Source organism: Pseudomonas sp. Ant30-3 (assembly GCF_000690905.1).
Classification (GTDB): Bacteria; Pseudomonadota; Gammaproteobacteria; order Pseudomonadales; family Pseudomonadaceae; genus Aquipseudomonas.
This window is the reverse complement of record NZ_JMCL01000007.1, coordinates 118,103-138,793: the sequence shown is the minus strand read 5'-3', so window position 1 is coordinate 138,793 and position 20,691 is coordinate 118,103. Positions and strand designations below refer to the sequence as shown.

At 58.1% G+C, this 20,691-nt stretch carries 16 protein-coding genes; 10 read left to right on the top strand and 6 right to left on the bottom strand.

Going from position 1 to position 20,691, the window contains the following annotated elements; all coding sequences use genetic code 11:
* Positions 1-138: 138 nt before the first annotated feature.
* A complete protein-coding gene (locus tag DU29_RS0101660) occupies positions 139-609 on the bottom strand; it encodes a DUF1289 domain-containing protein (RefSeq protein ID WP_028620127.1) in 471 nt (156 codons plus the stop codon).
* 410 nt (positions 610-1,019) lie between these two features.
* On the opposite strand from DU29_RS0101660, the gene acnB reads away from it, so the two are divergent.
* Positions 1,020-3,629 (top strand): bifunctional aconitate hydratase 2/2-methylisocitrate dehydratase, encoded by a 2,610-nt coding sequence (gene acnB, locus DU29_RS0101655; RefSeq protein WP_028620126.1) that lies wholly within the window; start codon positions 1,020-1,022, stop codon positions 3,627-3,629.
* Positions 3,630-3,723: 94 nt separating this feature from the next.
* Here acnB and DU29_RS0101650 read toward each other — a convergent pair whose 3' ends face one another.
* The 5 genes from DU29_RS0101650 to DU29_RS0101630 all read right to left on the bottom strand — a co-directional run bounded on the left by DU29_RS0101650 (position 3,724) and on the right by DU29_RS0101630 (position 10,268).
* Positions 3,724-4,101, bottom strand: coding sequence for a response regulator (locus DU29_RS0101650; protein ID WP_028620125.1), 378 nt, complete (start codon positions 4,099-4,101; stop codon positions 3,724-3,726).
* A 77-nt stretch (positions 4,102-4,178) separates the two neighbouring features.
* On the bottom strand, positions 4,179-5,360 hold the full coding sequence (locus DU29_RS0101645) for a hybrid sensor histidine kinase/response regulator (RefSeq protein WP_028620124.1): 1,182 nt from the start codon (positions 5,358-5,360) through the stop codon (positions 4,179-4,181).
* Positions 5,354-5,947: a chemotaxis protein CheB gene (locus DU29_RS0101640; RefSeq protein WP_028620123.1), complete on the bottom strand. Its 594-nt coding sequence runs from the start codon at positions 5,945-5,947 to the stop codon at positions 5,354-5,356. The genes DU29_RS0101645 and DU29_RS0101640 overlap by 7 nt, the downstream gene beginning before the upstream one ends.
* Positions 5,944-6,777 carry a CheR family methyltransferase gene (locus tag DU29_RS0101635; protein WP_028620122.1) on the bottom strand — a complete coding sequence of 278 codons (834 nt, stop codon included), beginning with the start codon at positions 6,775-6,777 and terminating at the stop codon, positions 5,944-5,946. Before DU29_RS0101635 ends, DU29_RS0101640 begins: the two co-directional genes overlap by 4 nt.
* Entirely contained in the window at positions 6,777-10,268 is a 3,492-nt protein-coding gene (locus DU29_RS0101630) for a response regulator (protein WP_028620121.1), read from the bottom strand. Before DU29_RS0101630 ends, DU29_RS0101635 begins: the two co-directional genes overlap by 1 nt.
* Positions 10,269-10,529: 261 nt before the next feature.
* Between DU29_RS0101630 and DU29_RS0101625 the strand changes: the two genes are divergently transcribed.
* The 9 genes from DU29_RS0101625 (at position 10,530) to DU29_RS0101580 (ending at position 20,615) form a co-directional block, all read left to right on the top strand.
* Entirely contained in the window at positions 10,530-10,889 is a 360-nt protein-coding gene (locus tag DU29_RS0101625) for a response regulator (RefSeq protein ID WP_028620120.1), read from the top strand.
* Positions 10,890-10,980: 91 nt separating this feature from the next.
* The gene (locus DU29_RS0101620; protein WP_028620119.1) at positions 10,981-12,270 is read left to right on the top strand and encodes a glycosyltransferase; all 1,290 of its coding nucleotides are present in this window, start codon (positions 10,981-10,983) and stop codon (positions 12,268-12,270) included.
* Between the two features lie 190 nt (positions 12,271-12,460).
* Positions 12,461-13,342, top strand: coding sequence for a phosphatidylinositol-specific phospholipase C domain-containing protein (locus DU29_RS0101615; protein ID WP_028620118.1), 882 nt, complete (start codon positions 12,461-12,463; stop codon positions 13,340-13,342).
* A gap of 79 nt (positions 13,343-13,421) precedes the next feature.
* Positions 13,422-14,327, top strand: a complete 906-nt coding sequence (locus DU29_RS0101610) for an AraC family transcriptional regulator (protein ID WP_028620117.1) — start codon at positions 13,422-13,424, stop codon at positions 14,325-14,327.
* A 315-nt stretch (positions 14,328-14,642) separates the two neighbouring features.
* Entirely contained in the window at positions 14,643-15,953 is a 1,311-nt protein-coding gene (locus DU29_RS0101600; RefSeq protein ID WP_028620116.1) for an ABC transporter substrate-binding protein, read from the top strand.
* Between the two features lie 143 nt (positions 15,954-16,096).
* The gene (locus tag DU29_RS0101595; protein WP_028620115.1) at positions 16,097-17,023 is read left to right on the top strand and encodes a carbohydrate ABC transporter permease; all 927 of its coding nucleotides are present in this window, start codon (positions 16,097-16,099) and stop codon (positions 17,021-17,023) included.
* An 8-nt stretch (positions 17,024-17,031) separates the two neighbouring features.
* Positions 17,032-17,862: a carbohydrate ABC transporter permease gene (locus DU29_RS0101590; RefSeq protein WP_028620114.1), complete on the top strand. Its 831-nt coding sequence runs from the start codon at positions 17,032-17,034 to the stop codon at positions 17,860-17,862.
* A gap of 160 nt (positions 17,863-18,022) precedes the next feature.
* Entirely contained in the window at positions 18,023-19,126 is a 1,104-nt protein-coding gene (locus DU29_RS0101585) for an ABC transporter ATP-binding protein (RefSeq protein ID WP_028620113.1), read from the top strand.
* 16 nt (positions 19,127-19,142) lie between these two features.
* Positions 19,143-20,615 (top strand): mannitol dehydrogenase family protein, encoded by a 1,473-nt coding sequence (locus tag DU29_RS0101580; RefSeq protein WP_028620112.1) that lies wholly within the window; start codon positions 19,143-19,145, stop codon positions 20,613-20,615.
* Positions 20,616-20,691 lie beyond the last annotated feature (76 nt).

Genomic DNA, 20,691 nt, shown 5'->3' with positions numbered 1-20,691 from the left:
GGCGAGGGAGCTTGCTCCCGCTCGACTACGCAGCGGTCGCCGCTTCGATCAATACAATATGCCTGACAGCTTGTGTTGATCCATGAGAGCCGCTTCGCGGCCCAGCGGGAGCAAGCTCCCTCGCCACAGGTTAAATGTTCAACCACCAAAGACGTCTTTGAGAAACCCGGGCGCGATATACCGCTGGTAGTGCGCCTCGGAGAGCAAAAAGAACTCCCGATCAATCGCATCCCGCAGTTCCGGCAAATTCCAGTCGCGAAATTCCGGCATCAGCACCATGCCGTACGCCTCCAGATTATTGATCACTCGCGCCCCGCGGGCGATCAACTGATAAGCCCAGCAATATTCCGACTGATGGGGCACAAAGCGAATTTTGCGCTGTTCCAGCTGCAGACGCAGGCGCTGGGGGTCAAAAACCTCGAGTTTGCTGGCCATCACCTGGGACAACAATTGCTCCAGACGCAACCACACTGCGCGCTTTTCTTCCTCGTTGTAACCGTTCCAGTTGATCACTTCGTGGTGGAAACGCTTGCAGCCGCGGCAGACCAGGTCACCGTAAACAGTGGAGCAAAGGCCGACGCAGGGGGTTTTGATGGTCTGATTGGGCATAAGTAGGGACAGCACGAAAAGCAGAACAGGTCGGCATGTTAGCCCTTTGTCCAGCATTGATCACCCACCAAAGTCCAATAGCCCCTCACTTACCTTTAAATTTTTTTTGCCGTAGAATCAGCCAGCCTTTTAAGGCGCCAATGTCCGTTTGAAGCTGTTTTCAAAGCGTCACGAGCACAGTCGTTCCTTCAGAGCGGTGTTGGCGAGGGATTTTTCCAGCGGGGAAAAATCCAGCGCCAACCCTCATCAGCTCCCCGTTCTGCAGGCGTAAAACTTTGAAAGCAGCTTCTGTAAGGAATTGTCGGTAATTCTGGCTAAGTGGCCCACAACGCCATGCAGCGCATGAGTACGGCAATTTCGGGATGAGCGTCCCGGACACCCATTTGGGACCACTGATGAGGGTAATAACTGTGCTTGAAGCCTACCGCAAACATATCGAAGAGCGTGCAGCACTGGGTATCGTTCCCCAGCCGCTAAACGCCGAACAAACTGCAGGCCTGGTCGAGCTGCTGAAGAATCCCCCGGCTGGCGAAGAAGCTTTCCTCGTTGACCTGATCACCAATCGCATTCCACCTGGCGTGGACGAAGCGGCCTATGTAAAAGCCGGTTTCCTGTCTGCACTCGCCAAAGGCGAAGCCACCTCCCCGTTGATCGACAAGAAACGCGCGGTTGAACTGCTCGGCACCATGCAGGGCGGCTACAACATCGTGACCCTGGTTGACCTGCTCGACAGCGAAGAACTGGCTGCCGTGGCTGCTGCTCAGCTCAAGCACACCCTGCTGATGTTCGACGCGTTCCATGATGTCGCTGAAAAAGCCCGCAACGGCAACGAACACGCCAAGGGCGTGGTCCAGTCCTGGGCTGACGGCGAGTGGTTCCGCAATCGCCCTGTCCTGGCTGACAAGATCAGCCTGCGGGTATTCAAGGTCACCGGCGAAACCAACACCGACGACCTGTCCCCTGCTCCGGACGCCTGGTCCCGCCCGGACATCCCGCTGCACGCGCTCGCCATGCTGAAAATGGCCCGTGAAGGCATCGTGCCGGACGAGCAAGGCAAGACCGGCCCGATGAAGCAGATCGAAGAAATGCGCGGTCAAGGCTTCCCGATCGCCTACGTCGGTGACGTGGTCGGTACCGGTTCTTCGCGTAAATCCGCCACCAACTCGGTGCTGTGGTTCTTCGGCGACGACGTTCCTTACGTGCCGAACAAGCGTGCCGGCGGTTTCTGCTTCGGCAGCAAGATCGCTCCGATCTTCTACAACACCATGGAAGATGCCGGCGCACTGCCGATCGAATTCGACGTGACCAACATGAACATGGGCGACGTGATCGACCTGTACCCGCATGCTGGCAAAGTCTGCAAACACGGCACTGATGAAGTCCTGACCACCTTCGAAATGAAGACCCCGGTACTGTTGGACGAAGTTCGCGCCGGCGGCCGTATCCCGCTGATCATCGGTCGCGGTCTGACCGACAAGGCGCGTGCAGAACTGGGCCTGGGCCCAACCGATCTGTTCAAGTTGCCTGAAGCCCCTGTCGACACCGGCAAAGGCTACACCCTGGCGCAGAAAATGGTCGGCAAGGCCTGCGGTCTGCCGGAGGGCAAAGGTGTGCGTCCTGGCACCTACTGCGAACCGAAGATGACCACCGTCGGCTCCCAGGACACCACCGGTCCGATGACCCGCGATGAACTGAAAGACCTGGCGTGCCTGGGCTTCTCGACCGATCTGGTGATGCAGTCCTTCTGCCACACCGCGGCCTATCCAAAGCCGATCGATGTGACCACCCACCACACGCTGCCTGACTTCATCATGACCCGCGGCGGCGTTTCCCTGCGTCCGGGCGACGGCATCATCCACAGCTGGCTGAACCGCATGCTGCTGCCGGATACCGTCGGTACCGGTGGTGACTCCCACACCCGTTTCCCGATGGGCATTTCGTTCCCGGCCGGTTCTGGCCTGGTCGCGTTCGCCGCCGCCACTGGCGTGATGCCGCTGGACATGCCGGAATCGATCCTGGTGCGCTTCAAAGGCAAAATGCAACCGGGCGTCACCCTGCGTGACCTGGTTCACGCCATTCCTTACTTCGCGATTCAGGCTGGCCTGTTGACCGTTGAGAAGAAAGGCAAGAAGAACGCCTTCTCCGGTCGCATTCTGGAAATCGAAGGCCTGGACAACCTGAGCATCGAACAAGCCTTCGAGCTGTCCGACGCCTCGGCTGAACGCTCGGCTGCCGGTTGCACCATCAAGCTGTCGAAAGAGTCGATCACCGAGTACCTGAACTCCAACATCACCCTGCTGCGCTGGATGATCGGCGAAGGCTACGGCGATCCACGCACTCTGGAACGTCGCGCCCAAGCGATGGAAGCCTGGGTTGCCAACCCTGAGCTGATGGTTGCCGATGCTGACGCGGAATACGCCGAAGTCATCGAAATCGACCTGGCCGACATCAAAGAGCCTGTGCTCTGCGCGCCGAACGATCCGGACGACGCCCGTCTGCTGTCCAGCGTTGCTGGCGAAAAGATCGACGAAGTGTTCATCGGTTCGTGCATGACCAACATCGGTCACTTCCGCGCTGCCGGTAAACTGCTGGATCAGGTCAAGGGTCAGCTGCCGACTCGTCTGTGGCTGTCGCCGCCGACCAAGATGGACGCTCACCAGTTGACCGAAGAAGGCTACTACGGCATCTACGGCAAGGCTGGCGCGCGCATGGAAATGCCGGGCTGCTCGCTGTGCATGGGCAACCAGGCACGTGTAGAGCCGAACTCGACCGTTGTGTCGACATCGACCCGTAACTTCCCGAACCGCTTGGGTGACGGCGCCAACGTTTACCTGGCTTCGGCCGAGTTGGCGTCGGTGGCTTCCATCCTGGGTCGCTTGCCGACTGTTGAGGAATACATGGAATACGCGGGCAAGATCGACAGCATGGCGGCTGATGTTTACCGCTACCTGTCGTTCGACCAGATCGCCGAGTTCCGTGAGGCGGCGGCGAACGCCAATATTCCGGTGGTTCAAGCTTAAAGTTTTACAGCAATAAAAAACGCCGCCCATCGCGAGATGAGCGGCGTTTTTTTTGGCTTTGATATGAAACAACAGGTCCTGCAGCCTTCAGGCCTTACGACAACATGTCCTGCATCAACTCTTGCAACACATTCAAATCAAACGGCTTACCCAAAATCGGCGCCTTGCGCGTAATCGGGCTGTCCGTTTCACGAATCTCCTGCGGATACCCACTGATGAAAATCACCTTCAACTCCGGCCGCAATTTCACTGCAGGCTCGGCAATCTGCACCCCGGAAATCCCGCCCGGCAGGCGAAAGTCAGTGATCATCATGTCCAGGTGCGGTTTGCTCGCGAGAATCTCGAACGCCTGCTCGCCGTTTTCCGCCTTCAACACCCGGTAACCCTCACCCGACAAATAGGCAGAAAGCACCATCAGGATGGAGGGGTCATCTTCGACGATCAGTACGACGTCTTGCGCATCTTCACTCATGGGAAGCCTTTGTTCGGTCAATAGCTGCTGATACGACCGTGGGGTCGATCAGAGGTTGCGTTTATCTGGCTGTTTTCCTACAGCGGCAGACAAACACGAAACAACGCGCCTTCGCCAATCCGGCTCTCGACGGTGATGGAACCGCCATGGGCGGTCACAATCTGTTCCGAGATAAATAGCCCCAGGCCCAATCCGGCAACGGCATGCTTGGCCGTCACGCGTTCGAACTGCTGGAAAATACGCTTCTGGTTTTCCTCACTGATGCCGATCCCCAGATCCCGCACTTCCACGCGCGCCTCAGCGCCCTCACTGTACACCTTGACACTGATCGGACTCTTGGCGCCGTAGCGCAAAGCGTTGGTAATCAAGTTAGAGATCACCTGTTCGATACGAAATTCATCCCAATTGCCAATCACCGGATGTTCGGCGTCCAAAGTGACCGAAGACTCGGCAGCATCAACCTGCGGAGCAAAATTCTGCAGCAGGCCGCGCACCAGCGTCGACAAGTCAAACCGCGAAGGCCGGATCGACAGCTTGCCCGTGCGAATGCGGGACACATCAAGCATGTCCTCGATCAGGCGGATCAGACTTTTGATCTGGCGTTCGTCGCGGTCAACCATCGCGTGCATCTTGTCCAGCGCGAACGCTGCAGCGTTATCACGCGCCAGGTGCATCTTGCGCAGCTGGGTCTCCAGAATCAGGCCATTGAGCGGCGTGCGCACTTCATGGGCAACAATCGACATGAAGTCATCACGCATGCGCACCGCCTGCTCGAGCTCCAGCTGAGTGCTCTGCAACTTCAGCAACAACGCCTCCTGCTCCCGACGGCTGCGCTCCAGGGCTTCGACCTGTTGCTTCATGGCCTTGCTCTGGCGGAACAGATCGACGAACACGTTGACCTTGCTCTTCACCGCGTGGATATCCAGCGGTTTGTGGAGGAAATCGACAGCGCCGCTTTCGTAGCCCTTGAACGCGTAGTTGAGTTCACGGCCCGCCGCACTGACGAATACGATAGGGATGTTCCTGGTCTTCTCCGTGCCGCGCATCAGTTCAGCGAGCTCGAAGCCGTTCATGCCCGGCATCTGCACATCGAGGATGGCCATGGCGAACTCGTGCTGCAGCAGCAGCGACAGTGCCTCATCCGCAGACAAGGCCTTATAGACGATGCGATCTTCGCGCTTGATCAGCGCTTCTAGTGCCAGCAAGTTTTCCGGCAGATCGTCGACGATCAACAGTTTGGCCTGGATGTTACTTAGCATGCGATTCGTTCCAGCTCGACAAGCAGACGGCCGATGCCGCTTATGGGGAGAATGTGGTCTGGCTGGTGCGTAGCCAGCGCCGCCAGGGGCATGGTCGCCACCTGAGCATCTTGCGGGTCTTGCACGATCGTCAAACCGCCACGTTGTTGAACATGGGCCATGCCGGCTGCGCCATCACGATTGGCGCCGGTCAATAACACGGCGGCCAATGCCGGACCGAAAACATCGGCAGCCGATGCGAAGAGGTAGTCGATGGCGGGCCGTGAATAATGTACGCGGTCTTCAAGGCTCAATGAAAAGGAACGGTCCTGCTCCACCGACAGATGATAACCGGGCCCGGCGAAATACAGCGTGCCAGCTTCGATTGGCGTTTTGTCGTGCGCCTCCAGCACAGGCATCGCTACCCGGCGCTCGAACACCTCTGCCAAATGACTGCGTCGCTCATCAGGCAAATGCAGGACGACAACAATCGGTAATACGAAACCTGCGCGCAGCGGGCCGAGTATGGTCAGCAATGCCTCCACGCCGCCCGCAGAGGCGCCAATCACGATAGCCTCGATACGAGGCAATTGCGCTTCACTGCTCATGATTTCCGGTAAATCCGTTCTTGTTTCACCAAGGGCTCGAACTGCTTGGCGAACGCGGAAAAATCCGTGGTTTCCTTGCTGCCCAATACCAGAAATCCACGATGGCAGAGCGATTCATGGAACAACCCAAACGCTCGGTCCTGCAATTTTTTATTGAAATAAATCAACACGTTACGACATGAAATTAATTGAGTTTCTGAAAAGACGCTATCCGTCGCCAGGCTGTGATCGGCAAACGTCACGTTCTCGCACAGCGTCTTGTCAAAAATCGCATAACCGTAAGCGGCGGTGTAGTAGTCGGCGAAAGATCGCTGGCCACCGGCCTGCTGATAATTGTGCGTGTAGGCGCGGACATTTTCCATCGAGAAGATGCCCTGCTTGGCCTTATCCAGCGAACGCGGATTGATGTCGGTGGCGTAAATAATCGTGCGATCGAGCAGGCCTTCTTCGCGCAGCAGAATCGCCATCGAATAGACCTCCTCACCCGTGCTGCAACCGGCAATCCAGATTTTGATCGACGGATAAGTCTTGAGCAGCGGCACCACTTCCTTACGGATCGCCAGGAAGTGCGAAGGGTCGCGGAACATCTCGCTGACCGGGATCGTCAGCAGCTGCAGTAACTGCATGAACGCCGTCGGGTCATGAAGGACTTTTTCCTGCAGCGCAGAAATGGTCGCGCACTCGAACTGAGTCAACGCGTGACTGACCCGACGCTTGATCGAGGCACCAGAGTAGTCGCGAAAATCGTAGCTGTACTTGAGGTAGATCGCCTCAATCAACAGCCGCAACTCGATTTCGCTGTTTCGCCCCTCGGAATTGATGCGTTCCACTAAATGCGTTCCATCTTCGGTAACCACACGCGAATCAGCGAGAACAAGCGATCAAGGTCGATGGGCTTGGCCAGGTAATCATTGGAGCCGGCCTGCAGGCAGCGCTCCTGATCGTCTTTCATGGCCTTCGCAGTGACGGCGATGATCGGCAGCTTGCGCCAGCGCGGGTCTTGACGGATCAAGGTCGTTGCCTCGAAACCGTCCATCTCCGGCATCATCACGTCCATCAACACCAGATCGATGTCCTCGACTTCATTCAGCCTTTCAATCGCCTCACGGCCGTTTCGACCAATGACCACAATTGCCCCTTTTTGCTCCAGCGCGCTGGTCAGGGCGAAGATGTTACGCACATCGTCGTCCACCAACAGCACTTTGCGTCCTTCGAACACCTTGTCGCGGCTGCGTGCGGTCTTGAGCATCCGCTGGCGTTCATGGGACAACCGCGATTCTACTTTGTGCAGAAAGAGTGTGACCTCGTCCAGCAAGCGCTCCGGGGAGCGTGCGCCCTTGATGATGATCGAACGCGAATACTTGCGAAGCTCCGCCTCTTCGTCGCGGGTCAGGTTGCGCCCGGTGTAGACAATGACCGGCGGGAACGAGCAGATGTCCTCGGTCGACATGCGCTTGAGCAGGTCGTTGCCGAGCATGTCCGGCAGCTTGAGGTCGATGATCATGCAGTCGAAAATCGTCGTGCGCAGTTGATCGAGCGCTTCTTGGGCGAAACCAACGGCGGTGATTTCGATGTCATCATCGCCGATCAAACGCGCGATGCTGTCGCGTTGCAAGTCGTCATCTTCCACCAGCAGCACGCGCTTGACCTTCTGGGTCAGCTTGGCTTCGAGGCGCGCAAAGACGTCCTTGAGCTCTTCGCGGGTGGTCGGCTTGACCGCGTAACCGATGGCGCCCATGTGCATCGCCGCTTCAACGCGATCTTCCACCGAGATCACATGCACGGGAATGTGCCGGGTTTCGGCGTGTTCTTTCAGGCGTTGCAACACCGTCAGGCCGGAATGGTCCGGCAGGCGCATGTCCAGCAGGATGGCGTCCGGGATGAACTCCCTGGCCAGGTCATAACCTTCGTCGGCCCCATGCGCCACCAGGCACTGGTAACCCAATTCGTGCGCCAGATCGTAAAGGATGCGCGCAAAGTTCGGCTCGTCTTCCACCACCAGAATGCAGCGAGTGGTAAACGGTGCCTGGCTGCGGTCGTCGTCGAAACGCGGGATATCGACCTCGGCGATCAGCGGCACCAGCGCCGCAGGTTGCGGTTTCTGCGGCGGCGCTACCGGTGCAGTCTTCACCGGCTCGATCGGCTCTTCACCCGGTTCAACATAATGTTGCGGCAGGACCAGAGTGAACACGCTGCCCTGCCCCGGTTCGCTGTTGACGCTGATCGAGCCGCCGAGCAACGCCGCCAGATCACGGGAAATCGACAGACCCAGCCCGGTGCCGCCGTAGCGGCGATTGGTGGTGCCGTCCGCCTGGCGGAACGCTTCGAAGATGCTTTCCTGCTGATCGTCGGCGATGCCGATACCGGAATCGCGTACAACAAACGCAATGCCGTTGTCGGGTTGGCTGGCCACGCTGAGGCTGACCGTGCCTTTTTCGGTGAATTTCACCGCGTTCGACAGCAGGTTCTTGACGACTTGCTCCAGGCGCTGGCGATCGGTGTAAATCATCATCGGCGCGCCAGGTTGCAACTCGACCTGGAAATCCAGCTGCTTGTCCGCTGCCATCGGCTGGAACATGCCGCGCAGGCCGTCGACCAGACGGGCAACGCTGGTGTTCTCCGGACGGACATCCAGCTTGCCGGCCTCGACCTTGGAGATGTCGAGGATGTCGTTGATCAGGTTCAACAGGTCGTTGCCCGCCGAATAGATCGACTCGGCAAACTTGACCTGCTCGGCGCTCAGGTTGTCCTGCGGGTTCTCGGCCAGCAGTTTTGCCAGAATCAACGAACTGTTCAGCGGCGTGCGCAGTTCGTGGGACATGTTGGCGAGGAATTCGGACTTGTACTTGCTGGAGCGTTGCAACTCGTCGGCGCGCTCTTCAAGTTGCATCTGCACCTGATTGAGTTCGGTATTTTTTACGTCCATGGCGTCGCGCTGATCGGCAAGGATTTGCGCTTGTTCGGCCAGTTGTTCGTTGGTCTGTTCCAGCTCGACCTGCTGGGTTTCCAGATGCGCCTGGGATTCCTTGAGGATGCGCGACTGCTCTTCCAGCTCTTCGTTGGCAGTCTTGAGTTCTTCCTGCTGTACCTGCAACTCTTCGTTGAGCTGCTGGGTTTCGGCGAGCACTTCCTGCAGGCGCTGGCGATAACGGGCGGCCTCAATAGAGGTACCAATGTTGCCGGCAATCAGTTCCAGCAATTCGACGTCACGTTCGTCCAGCGGACGCAGGAAGCCCAGCTCGATAACGCCATTGACCCGCTTGTCATCGCTGGTCGGCACTACCAGTACGCTGTGCGGGAAGCCGTTGCCGAGGCCTGAACTGACTTTGAAATAATCATTGGGTACGTTATCGAGGCGAATCAGACGGTTATTTTCCGCCACTTGCCCGACAATCCCCTCGCCGCTGAAGATCTGTTGATCGCGTTCTTCCTGCTCCCGCGAAAACCCGTAACTGGCGACGCGCTTGAGGCCGCCGTGCTCTTCACGCACATAGAGCGCCGCCACCGCGGTGTCGAGGTATTGCGCGCAGAACTGCAGAATGTTGCGACCCAGCAGGTTGAGCGACAGTTGCCCCAACACTTGCTCGGCCAGTTCGGTCTGGCCATTGCGCAACCAGGCCTGTTGCTCCAGCCTGCGAGCGCTGGCCTGTTGCGCAGCCAGATTGGTGCTGTAGCTTTGCGAAAGATTGAGCAAATCACGGCGACCGATATAAGCGAGCAAGGCGCTGATGCCGACGATAAACAACACGTAGAGGCCGATGCTCCAGAGCGTGGTACGGCGCACTTCAGCGTTACGCGCGGTACGCAACTGCTGCTCCATGTCGATCACGTCTTCAAACTGCTTACGGATCTCGTCGGTCAGTCGCTTGCCACGCCCTGCCTTGACGGCCCCGCGGTAGTCACCGTTGGTTCGCTGCAGATCGATCAGACCTTGCGCATAGGTGGCCCATTCGATTTGCAGGGCCTGCAGCCTTTTCAGCCGATCGGTTTGCACCGGGTTGTCCGCAGTCAGTTCGAGCAAAGTATTGAGTGCGACGGTGACCCTTGGCCGAGCGGTTTCATAGGGTTCAAGGAATTTTTCGTCGCCACTGAGCAGAAAGCCGCGCATGCCGGTTTCCAGATCGACAGTCAGCTTGATCGCTTCGTTAGAATTATTGATTACCCGGTCGGTGTGCTCGACCCATTGAATCACCGACAGCAAGTAAGTGATCAGCGAGACAAAGAAAACCGCGCTCAGTACGCCCACGCCCAGTGGCAGGCTGACGTTGCGGCTTAAAAGTTTGCGGAACCGTTGCTCATCAACCGAAGACGCCATGGTCATAACGAAGCCTTGTCGAACTGTTGAAAACCCGGGAGTTTGCCCCAGAACGGCTACATTGATCCAATCTTCTGACGTGTTTTTACTCAAATTCCTACATTCATCTGCTCTCGGGCGCCGTAGGGGTTATCCTTATCGACTCTGGTGCAGCTATTCTTTTTGCAGCGAGTTTGGGAACTTGTCGGGTCACCTCAGTTACTCATGCATGGCCGCGGCACATTAGATTGATCGGCCAACGCACTTTCCATTTTTGAGAGCCTCACTATGTCCACCGAAAAATCCATCATCCTGGTCGTTGAAGACGACAACATCGTGCGCATGCTGATTGTCGATGTGCTCGAGGAGCTGGAATTCCAGGTGCTGGAGGCGGACGGCAGCGAAAAGGCCCTGGAGTTTCTCAACGATGAAGATCAGTACATCGACCTGATGATGACGGACGTCGGCCTGCCCGGCATGGATGGCAAAGAGCTGGCCAAGCAGGCGCGAATGCTTCGCCCCGAACTGCCTATCCTGTTCGCCAGCGGTTACGCGGAAAGCATCGATGTACCGGACGGTATGCACGTCATCGGCAAACCGTTCTCCATTGATCAACTGCGTGACAAGGTCAAAGGCATGCTCGCCTGACAGCGATTGATGCGGGCTGAGGATCTGCCAGCGGCTGTGGTTTAATTGCGCCCCGCTGTCATCCCGGCCCCGCTTCAAGGAAATGCCCCTCATGAATCAACCCCGCGCAACCAAAGTCCTGATGATTGGTTACGTCTGGCCTGAACCCCGATCTTCCGCAGCTGGCGGGTATGTCATGCAGTTGCTCGGGACGTTCCTGCAACAAGGCTGGGACGTCACCTTCAGCAGCCCGGCGGGCGCTGGCGAGCATCAGGAAGATCTGACGGCGCTGGGCATTCGTGAAGTACCGATTCAACTGAACAACAGCAGCTTTGACGCCTTTATCAGCGAACTGGCGCCGGACATCGTCGTGTTCGAGCAATTCATGATGGAAGAGCAGTTCGGCTGGCGCGTCGAACAACACTGCCCCGACGCGATACGTGTGTTGGCCACCCAGGACCTGCAAAGCCTGCGGCATGCCCGGCATCAGCGCCTCAAAGACCGTCTGAAAGCCAGCGACGACGGCAACGACTTTAGCGAGTTGTTCGCACCGGCGTTGCCTGAAGAGTTTGCCCTCATGGCCAACACCGATCTGGCCAAGCGCGAGATCGCTGCGATTTATCGCTGTGACTTGAACTTGATGATTTCGCAAGTGGAAATCGAGTTGTTGGTAGAGCAGTTCAACGTGCCGCGCGAGATGCTGCAGTGGTGCCCGTTGATGGTTGATATCCCGACTTCAACGCCGACGCCCTTTGAAGACCGTACGCACTTTCTCAGTATTGGCAACTTCCGCCATGCGCCCAACTGGGACGCCGTACTCTGGATGAAGACCACCCTGTGGCCGATGATTCGTGAACAGTTGCCGACCGCGCAATTGCACATCTATGGCGCTTATACGCCGCCCAAAGCCACGGCATTGCATAACGCGGCGCAGGGGTTCCATGTGATGAACTGGGCAGAGGATGCGTTGCAAGTGATGTCGGCCGCGCGAGTGTGTCTGGCGCCACTGCGTTTTGGCGCCGGCATCAAAGGCAAGATCGTCGAGGCGATGCTCTGTGGCACGCCAAGTATCACCACGCCGATGGGTGCCGAAGGCATGCATGGCGATGCGCCGTGGCCGGGAGCTGTCGCCAGCACCGCTCGGCAGCTGGCCGATCACGCAGTGCGGCTGTACAGCGACGAGCAGCAGTGGCAGAACGCGCAGTGCCTGGGGTTTGCGCTGTTGGGCGAACGTTACCGGCAAGCGGTTCATGGTCCGGCGCTGATCGACAGACTGATGCACTGCCAGCAACAGCTTGATCAACTTCGCACAAACAATTTTACCGGGAGCATGTTGCGTCATCATCAGCACAAGAGCACTCAATACATGGCGCAATGGATCGAAGCAAAGAATCGCCCTTAGTAAACAGTCCGCGCTAACCTGAAGGAACCAATCGAGTTGTTGGCAGATACTTCCTGTATCAAGCCGACACTTGGCCACCTTGCCGAGGCTGATTATAAAGTCAGCCGTCGCGCCCGAAAACCTCATGGCTCGATACTGATTTAATCACCTCTCTCCAGGACGGAGAGACGTCAGCCACAAAGGAATGCTCATGACTCGCACCCAATCAGATCACCTGAATAAAAAAACCTGGATGAGCAACGTCCTCGACATCGACACGCTCAGACTGACCGATATTGTCTGGCCAAGCGCTCATAACGCCGGCATGGATAAAAAAGCACCCAATTACGAAGTGATCGTCGGCAACTGGACGACCTGTCAAAACGATTCATTTGCCTGGCAACTTGCCAATGGCGCACGAGTGTTCGACATACGCCTCGGTTTTCGCGAAGCCGCCGATCAGTCGATCTTCTACTTTCATCACAATGGTTTTCAGTCGCACCGCGTACTGGACGACTTGATCGAGGCGCTGGTGGCGTTTCTCGACGCCAACACCAACGAGTTCGTCGTTCTGGATCTTCATCAACTGGGTGATGGCGATAAACCGTTCAATCATCAAAAGCTTGGCGAGATCCTCCTGAACCGGCTCGGGACGCGTTTGATCTCCTGGTTCGACTCGACCAAGACGGTCGGGCAACTCAAGCAGGACAGCTCACGCCGCAGGGTCGTCATCTCTGCGGTTTCCAGGCCCGGCCTGGATGGCGAATACATCTGGCGGAATATTCCACACAAATGGTCTGGCAGCGGCATTACCGATACCGATCAATTGCAGCGACTTATCGTCAAGACACTCGCTGAAACACCGAGTACTCCACTCCTGTGGTCGCTGTCGGCAACCACCTATACCCGGCTCGGCGGGCCTCAACATATTAAAAACCATATCAACGATTGGTTCAGCACTACCGGCAACTGGATCACGCGTTGCAGCATCATCAATACCGACTTTTTCGAAGAGTCCAACCTTGTTCGATATTGCTGGAGCGCCACGAGCATGAAAGCCGTTTACGGTGACAGGCTGCATGCCCGGCCCTGACTCGAGCTGGCTGAGCACTGGCATAAAGCGTCGGGAAAAGGGCATGATCGGGGTGCGATAACAATAAAAGCAGCCCGACATGAACCGAACGGCCAGAGTGACCGACCCCTCCTACGAATTGATGGACGACCACAACGGGTTGTCCATCATCTATCGCCAGCATGGATTCCCGTGCCCGCTGGTGCGCTGGCACTTTCACAAGGAGTACGAGTTGCACTTGATCGTCGCCAGCTCCGGCAAGGTGTTCATTGGCGATTACATCGGCAACTTCTACCCGGATACCTTGTTCCTCACCGGCCCCAACCTCCCGCACAACTGGATCAGCCAGGTAGCCGAGGATGAAGTGGTACCCAAGCGAGACATGCTGGTGAATTTCACCGATGAGTTGTTTGAAGGCGGTCATCAGGTATTTGCCGAATTGAGATCGCTTGCACCTCTGCTGGAGCGCGCCCAGTACGGCATTGAGTTTCGCTGCAAACATACGATTCGCCAGGCCACCGATTTGATGCAGCGGATCGCCGACTCCAGCGGCGTGACCCGGCTCGGGCACTTCTTTATTTTGCTGGAGCTGCTGGCTGCATCCGACGATTACCAACTGTTGTCGGGTGCGACAACCCCGCAACTGGCAGACGAACACAATATCGATCGCACCAACCGGGCGGTGGATTACATCTTTGCCCACTATGCCCGCGAGCTGCCTCTGGAAGAGGTCGCCGGGCATCTGGGCATGAAGCCGACTTACTTCAGCCGTGTGTTCAAGCAGGCGACCGGGCGGTGCTTTATCGAGTTTGTCAATCGGTTGCGCATCAGCAAGTCCTGCGAGTTGCTGGCCGATGGTGACAAGCCGGTGACCGATGTGTGCTTTGAATCGGGCTTCAACAATATTTCCAACTTCAACAGGCGGTTTCAGCAGCTCAAAGGCATGACGCCTTCGCATTACCGGCGCTTGGCAGTACAGCGGCTGACTGAGCGCAATCAGCACTGATCACCCCCTGTAGCAGCTGCCGAAGGCTGCGTCCGCCTGCGCAGCAGGCGCTGGATCCCTGTCGTAATTGAATGCCGGCGACTGCTTCGCCTCGGACCTTCGGCCGCGGCCCGAGCCTTCGGCTGCTGCGACAGGAGGCATATTAAATCCTGGCCAGATCAGCCCAGTGCAAAAAAGTATTGGTTGAAGTGCGATGGACGATTTGTTTCATCCGCTAATCAAGGCTGTAATCAGTGCACATTCTTCCAGCCCTCGGAAGACACAAAAACAATAACTGTCCTTCTGTAACCCACCGGTGCAGAAAAGGAGTGCTTGATGCAACCTTGTGTAAAAACTTTGCTCGCCCTCACCTGCATGACCCTCAGCAGCGTCAGCCTTGGCGCCCAGACTCTGACCATCGCCACCGTCAACAACAGCGACATGATCCGCATGCAAAAACTCTCGAAAACCTTCGAGACCGAGCATCCGGAGATCAAGCTCAATTGGGTGGTCCTGGAAGAAAACGTGCTGCGTCAGCGCCTGACAACCGACATCGCGACCCAGGGCGGCCAGTTCGACGTGCTGACCATCGGTATGTACGAAGCTGCACTGTGGGGCGCCAAGGGCTGGCTGGAACCGATGAAGGATTTGCCGGCAACCTACGCGCTCGACGATGTCTTCCCTTCGGTTCGCGAAGGCCTGTCAGTCAAGGGTTCGCTGTACGCGCTGCCGTTCTACGCTGAAAGCTCGATCACCTACTACCGCACGGATTTGTTCAAAGAGGCCGGGCTGACCATGCCAGAGCGCCCGACCTGGACGCAAATCAGCGAATTCGCCAGCAAACTGACCAACAAAGACAAAGAGCAGTACGGCATTTGCCTGCGCGGCAAGGCCGGCTGGGGCGAGAACATGGCGCTGATCACCACGGTCGCCAATGCCTATGGCGCACGCTGGTTCGACGGGCAATGGAAACCGGAATTCACTGGCCCCGAGTGGAAAAACGCACTGAACTTCTATGTCGATACCATGAAGAAATCCGGCCCGCCGGGTGCTTCCAGTAACGGCTTCAACGAAAACCTGGCGCTGTTCAACAGCGGCAAGTGCGCAATCTGGGTGGATGCCAGCGTTGCCGGTTCTTTCGTGACCGACAAGACCCAAAGCAAAGTCAGCGAGCATGTCGGCTTTACCTTCGCGCCGCATGAAACCACTGACAAAGGCTCGGCCTGGCTCTATTCCTGGGCACTGGCGATACCCACCAGTTCCAAAGCCAAGGACGCGGCGAAAACCTTCAGCGCCTGGGCGACCTCGAAAGAATACGGCGCACTGGTCGCGGAAAAAGACGGCATTGCGAACGTGCCGCCGGGCACCCGTGCCTCGACCTACAGCGAGGCTTATATGAATGCCGCGCCGTTCGCCAAAGTCACGCTGGAGTCGTTGAAGGCCGCCGACCCAAGCAAGCCTAGCGCCAAACCGGTGCCTTACATCGGCATTCAGTTGGTGACCATTCCGGAGTTTCAGGCTGTCGGCACGCAGGTCGGCAAGTTGTTCTCGGCGGCGTTGATCGGCCAGACCACGGTCGACCAGGCCCTGACTGCAGCACAGCAAACAACCGAGCGCGAGATGAAGCGCGCGGGTTATCCGAAGTAACCCCAACCCCCTGTAGGAGCCGGCTTGCTGGCGATGAACGGTAACGTGGTCTACCTGTCGATCGGCGTTGCACCTATCGCCAGCAAGCCGGCTCCTACAGGGCTTGCTGCAGGTCTGCTCTTGCTCCCAATCGGTTAATCGCCATGAATACCTCAACTGCCAAAGCTCACATGGACATCCCCCAACCGGTGCGCAAAAGTCGGTTGGCCAATCCCGGCTGGTTTCTGGTCAGCCCCTCGGTGGCGTTGTTGCTGCTGTGGATGATCGTGCCGCTGGGCATGACCGTGTATTTCTCGCTGATCCGCTACAACTTGCTCTACCCCGGTGAAAACGAGTTCGTCGGGCTGGAGAACTTCACGTACTTCCTGACTGATTCGGGCTTCATGCCCGGCGCCACCAACACCCTGCTGCTGGTCGGCAGCGTGCTGTTAATCAGCGTGGTACTCGGCGTGCTGATCAGTGCGTTGCTTGAAGCCAGTGAGTTTCTCGGCCGCGGTATCGTGCGGGTCATGCTGATCTCGCCGTTCTTCATCATGCCCACCGTCGGCGCGCTGATCTGGAAGAACCTGATCTTCCATCCGGTCTCCGGGATTCTCGCCTACGTCTGGAAACTGTTCGGGGCGCAACCGGTGGACTGGCTGGCGCACTACCCGCTGCTGTCGATCATCATCATTGTGTCCTGGCAATGGTTGCCGTTCGCGATCCTGATCCTGATGACCGCTATGCAGTCGCTGGATCAGGAACAGAAGGAAGCCGCGCGCCTCGACGGCGCCGGCCCCGTCGCAATCTTCTGGCACCTGACCCTGCCGCACCTGGCGCGGCCGATTGCTGTAGTGGTGATGATCGAAACCATCTTCCTGCTCTCGGTGTTCGCGGAAATTTTTACCACAACCAACGGCGGCCCCGGATACGCCTCGACCAACCTCGCCTACCTGATCTACAACCAGGCGCTGGTCCAGTTCGATGTCGGCATGGCCTCTGCCGGGGGCCTGATCGCGGTGGTGATTGCCAACATCGCGGCCATCGTGCTGGTGCGAATGATCGGCAAAAACCTGACCGACAAAGCCTGAGGCCTGCCATGACTCTTCAACAATCCCGTCGTTTGCAAAGCCTGTTGCTGGGCACCCTCGCCTGGGCGATTGCGATCCTGATTTTCTTTCCGATTTTCTGGATGGTGCTGACCAGTTTCAAGACCGAGATCGACGCCTTCGCCACGCCGCCGCAGTTCGTCTTCACGCCGACGCTGGAAAACTACCTGCACATCAACGAGCGCAGCGATTACTTCAGCTTCGCCTGGAATTCGGTGGTGATTTCCTTCAGCGCCACGGCACTGTGCCTGCTGATCGCGGTGCCAGCGGCCTACTCGATGGCGTTCTACGAAACCCAGCGCACCAAGGGCACGCTGCTGTGGATGCTCTCGACCAAAATGCTGCCGCCGGTGGGCGTGCTGATGCCGATCTACCTGCTGGCCAAGAGTTTTGGTCTGCTCGATACGCGTATAGCGCTGATCGTGATCTACACGCTGATCAACCTGCCGATCGTGGTCTGGATGATTTACACCTACTTCAAGGACATCCCCAAGGACATCCTCGAAGCGGCGCGGCTGGACGGTGCGACGCTGTGGCAGGAAATGGTCCGCGTGTTGCTACCGATCGCCAAGGGCGGCCTGGCCTCCACGGTGTTGCTGTCGTTGATTCTGTGCTGGAACGAGGCGTTCTGGTCGCTGAACCTGACCTCGTCGAAAGCGGCGCCACTGACCGCGTTGATCGCCTCGTATTCAAGTCCTGAAGGATTGTTCTGGGCCAAGTTGTCGGCGGTGTCGACGCTGGCGTGCGCACCGATTCTGATTTTCGGCTGGATCAGCCAGAAACAGCTGGTGCGCGGGTTGTCGTTTGGTGCGGTGAAATGAATTCCCCCGTACTCCTGACTCAATGCGAATCCCTGTGGGAGCGAGCCTGCTCGCGATAGCGGTGGGTCAGTCGACATCAATAATGAATGTCAGGCCGTCATCGCGAGCAGGCTCGCTCCCACAGGTTCAATCGAATAACAGCATGCGGAGGCCCATGATCATGGCCAACCTGAAAATCAAGAATCTGCAAAAAGGCTTCGAAGGCTTTTCCATCATCAAAGGCATCGACCTGGAAGTGAACGACAAGGAATTCGTGGTCTTCGTCGGTCCTTCTGGCTGCGGCAAATCCACCCTGCTGCGCCTGATCGCCGGTCTGGAAGAAGTCAGCGGCGGCACCATTGAGCTCGATGGCCGCGACATCACCGAAGTCAGCCCGGCCAAGCGCGATCTGGCGATGGTGTTTCAGACCTACGCCCTGTACCCGCACATGAGCGTGCGCAAAAACATGTCGTTCGCGCTCGATCTGGCGGGCGTGCCCAAAGCCGAAGTCGAGAAAAAAGTCGGCGAAGCGGCGCGCATTCTCGAACTCGGCCCGATGCTTGAACGCAAGCCTAAACAGCTCTCCGGGGGCCAGCGCCAGCGCGTCGCGATCGGTCGGGCCATCGTGCGCAATCCGAAAATCTTCCTGTTCGATGAACCGCTGTCCAACCTCGACGCAGCGTTGCGCGTGCAAATGCGCCTGGAGCTGTTGCGCCTGCACAAAGACCTGCAGGCCACCATGATCTACGTGACCCACGATCAGGTCGAAGCGATGACCATGGCCGACAAAGTAGTCGTCTTGAACGGCGGCAAAATCGAACAGGTCGGCTCGCCACTCGACCTCTACCACCAACCGGCCAACCTGTTTGTCGCGGGCTTCCTCGGCACGCCGAAAATGGGCTTCCTCAAAGGCACACTCACCCGCGTCGACAGCCAGCACTGCGAAGTCCAGCTGGACGCCGGCACGCGCATCACCCTGCCGTTGAGCGGTGCCACGCTCAGTGTTGGCGGCGCTGTGACATTGGGTATCCGGCCGGAGCATCTGCAACTGGCGCAGCCCGGAGACTGCACGCTGCAAGTCACCGCCGACGTCAGCGAACGCCTGGGCAGCGACACCTTCTGCCACGTCATCACCACCGCCGGCGAAGCGCTGACGATGCGCGTTCGCGGTGACCTCGCCAGCCGTTACGGGGAAACCCTGAGCCTGCACCTGGACGCCGAACACTGTCATTTATTCGATGCCGACGGCGTGGCACTGACCCGTCCGCTGCGCGTTGCTGCCTGATTTCAGAGAGCCTGTGATGAAACTCAATAAACTGAACCTGCACCACCTCGCGCCTGAAGTGATGCTGCCCGCCTACGCCCTCGGCGATACCCGCCAAGGCATCGCGCACATCGGCGTCGGCGGTTTCCACCGCGCCCATCAGGCTTATTACACCGACGCCTTGATGAACACCGGCGAAGGCCTCGACTGGGCGATTTGCGGCGTTGGCCTGCGCGCCGAAGACCGCCGAGCCCGCGACGATTTGCGCGAGCAGGATTACCTGTTCACCCTGTTCGAGCTCGGTGACAGCGACCACACCGAAGTCCGCGTCATCGGCGCGATCCGCGACATGCTCCTGGCCGAGGACGGCGCGCCAACGCTTATCGACAAACTCGCCAGTCCCGAGATCCGCATTGTCTCGCTGACCATCACCGAAGGCGGTTATTGCATCGACGACAGCAACGGCGAATTCATGGCGCACTTGCCGCAGATCCAGCACGATCTGGCCCACCCGGACCAACCGAAAACAGTGTTCGGTTTCCTTTGCGCGGCCTTGGCCAAACGCCGCGCCGCCGGCACCCCGGCGTTCACGCTGATGTCCTGCGATAACCTGCCGCACAACGGCGCCGTCACGCGCAAGGCGCTGCTCGCCTTTGCCGGCCTGCGCGATCCGGCGTTACGCGACTGGATCGACAGCCACGTCAGTTTTCCGAATGCGATGGTCGACCGCATCACGCCGATGACCAGCACCCAACATCGCCTGCAACTGGCCGACAAACACGCGGTCGACGATGCCTGGCCGGTGGTCTGCGAGCCGTTCGTGCAGTGGGTGCTGGAAGATAAGTTCGTCAATAGACGCCCAGCGTGGGAAAAGGTCGGCGTGCAGTTCACCGACGATGTCACGCCGTACGAAGAAATGAAGATCAAATTGCTCAACGGCAGCCATCTGGCGTTGACGTACCTGGGGTTTTTGAAGGGCTATCGATTCGTCCACGAGACCATGAACGACCCATTGTTTGTGCGCTACATGCGCGCGTACATGGACCTGGACGTGACGCCGCAATTGTCGCCTGTGCCGGGAATCGACCTCACGGAATACAAGAACACCCTGGTGGCGCGTTTCTCCAATCAGGCGATTGCCGATCAGCTGGAGCGCGTGTGCTCGGACGGCTCATCGAAGTTTCCCAAATTTACCGTACCGACGATCAACCGGCTGATTGCCGATGGCCGTGAGACCCGGCGCGCGGCGTTGGTGGTGGCGGCGTGGGCGCTTTATTTGAAGGGCGTGGATGAGAATGGCGTTACCTACACCGTCCCGGATCCACGCGCAGCATTTTGCCAGGCGATGGTGGCCGATGATGCGTTGATTACCCAACGATTGCTGGGGGTTGAGGAGATTTTCGGCACGGCCATTCCACAATCAGCAGAGTTCGTCGCGGCTTTTGAGTGGTGCTGTAACAGCTTGCGTGAGGTTGGGGTGACACGGACGCTGGAGCGGGTGCTGGCTTAGCGTTATCGCGAGCAGGCTCGCTTCCACATGGGATCGAAGTCGTACCCAAAGTCCGTGCCCACCGAAATCCAATGTG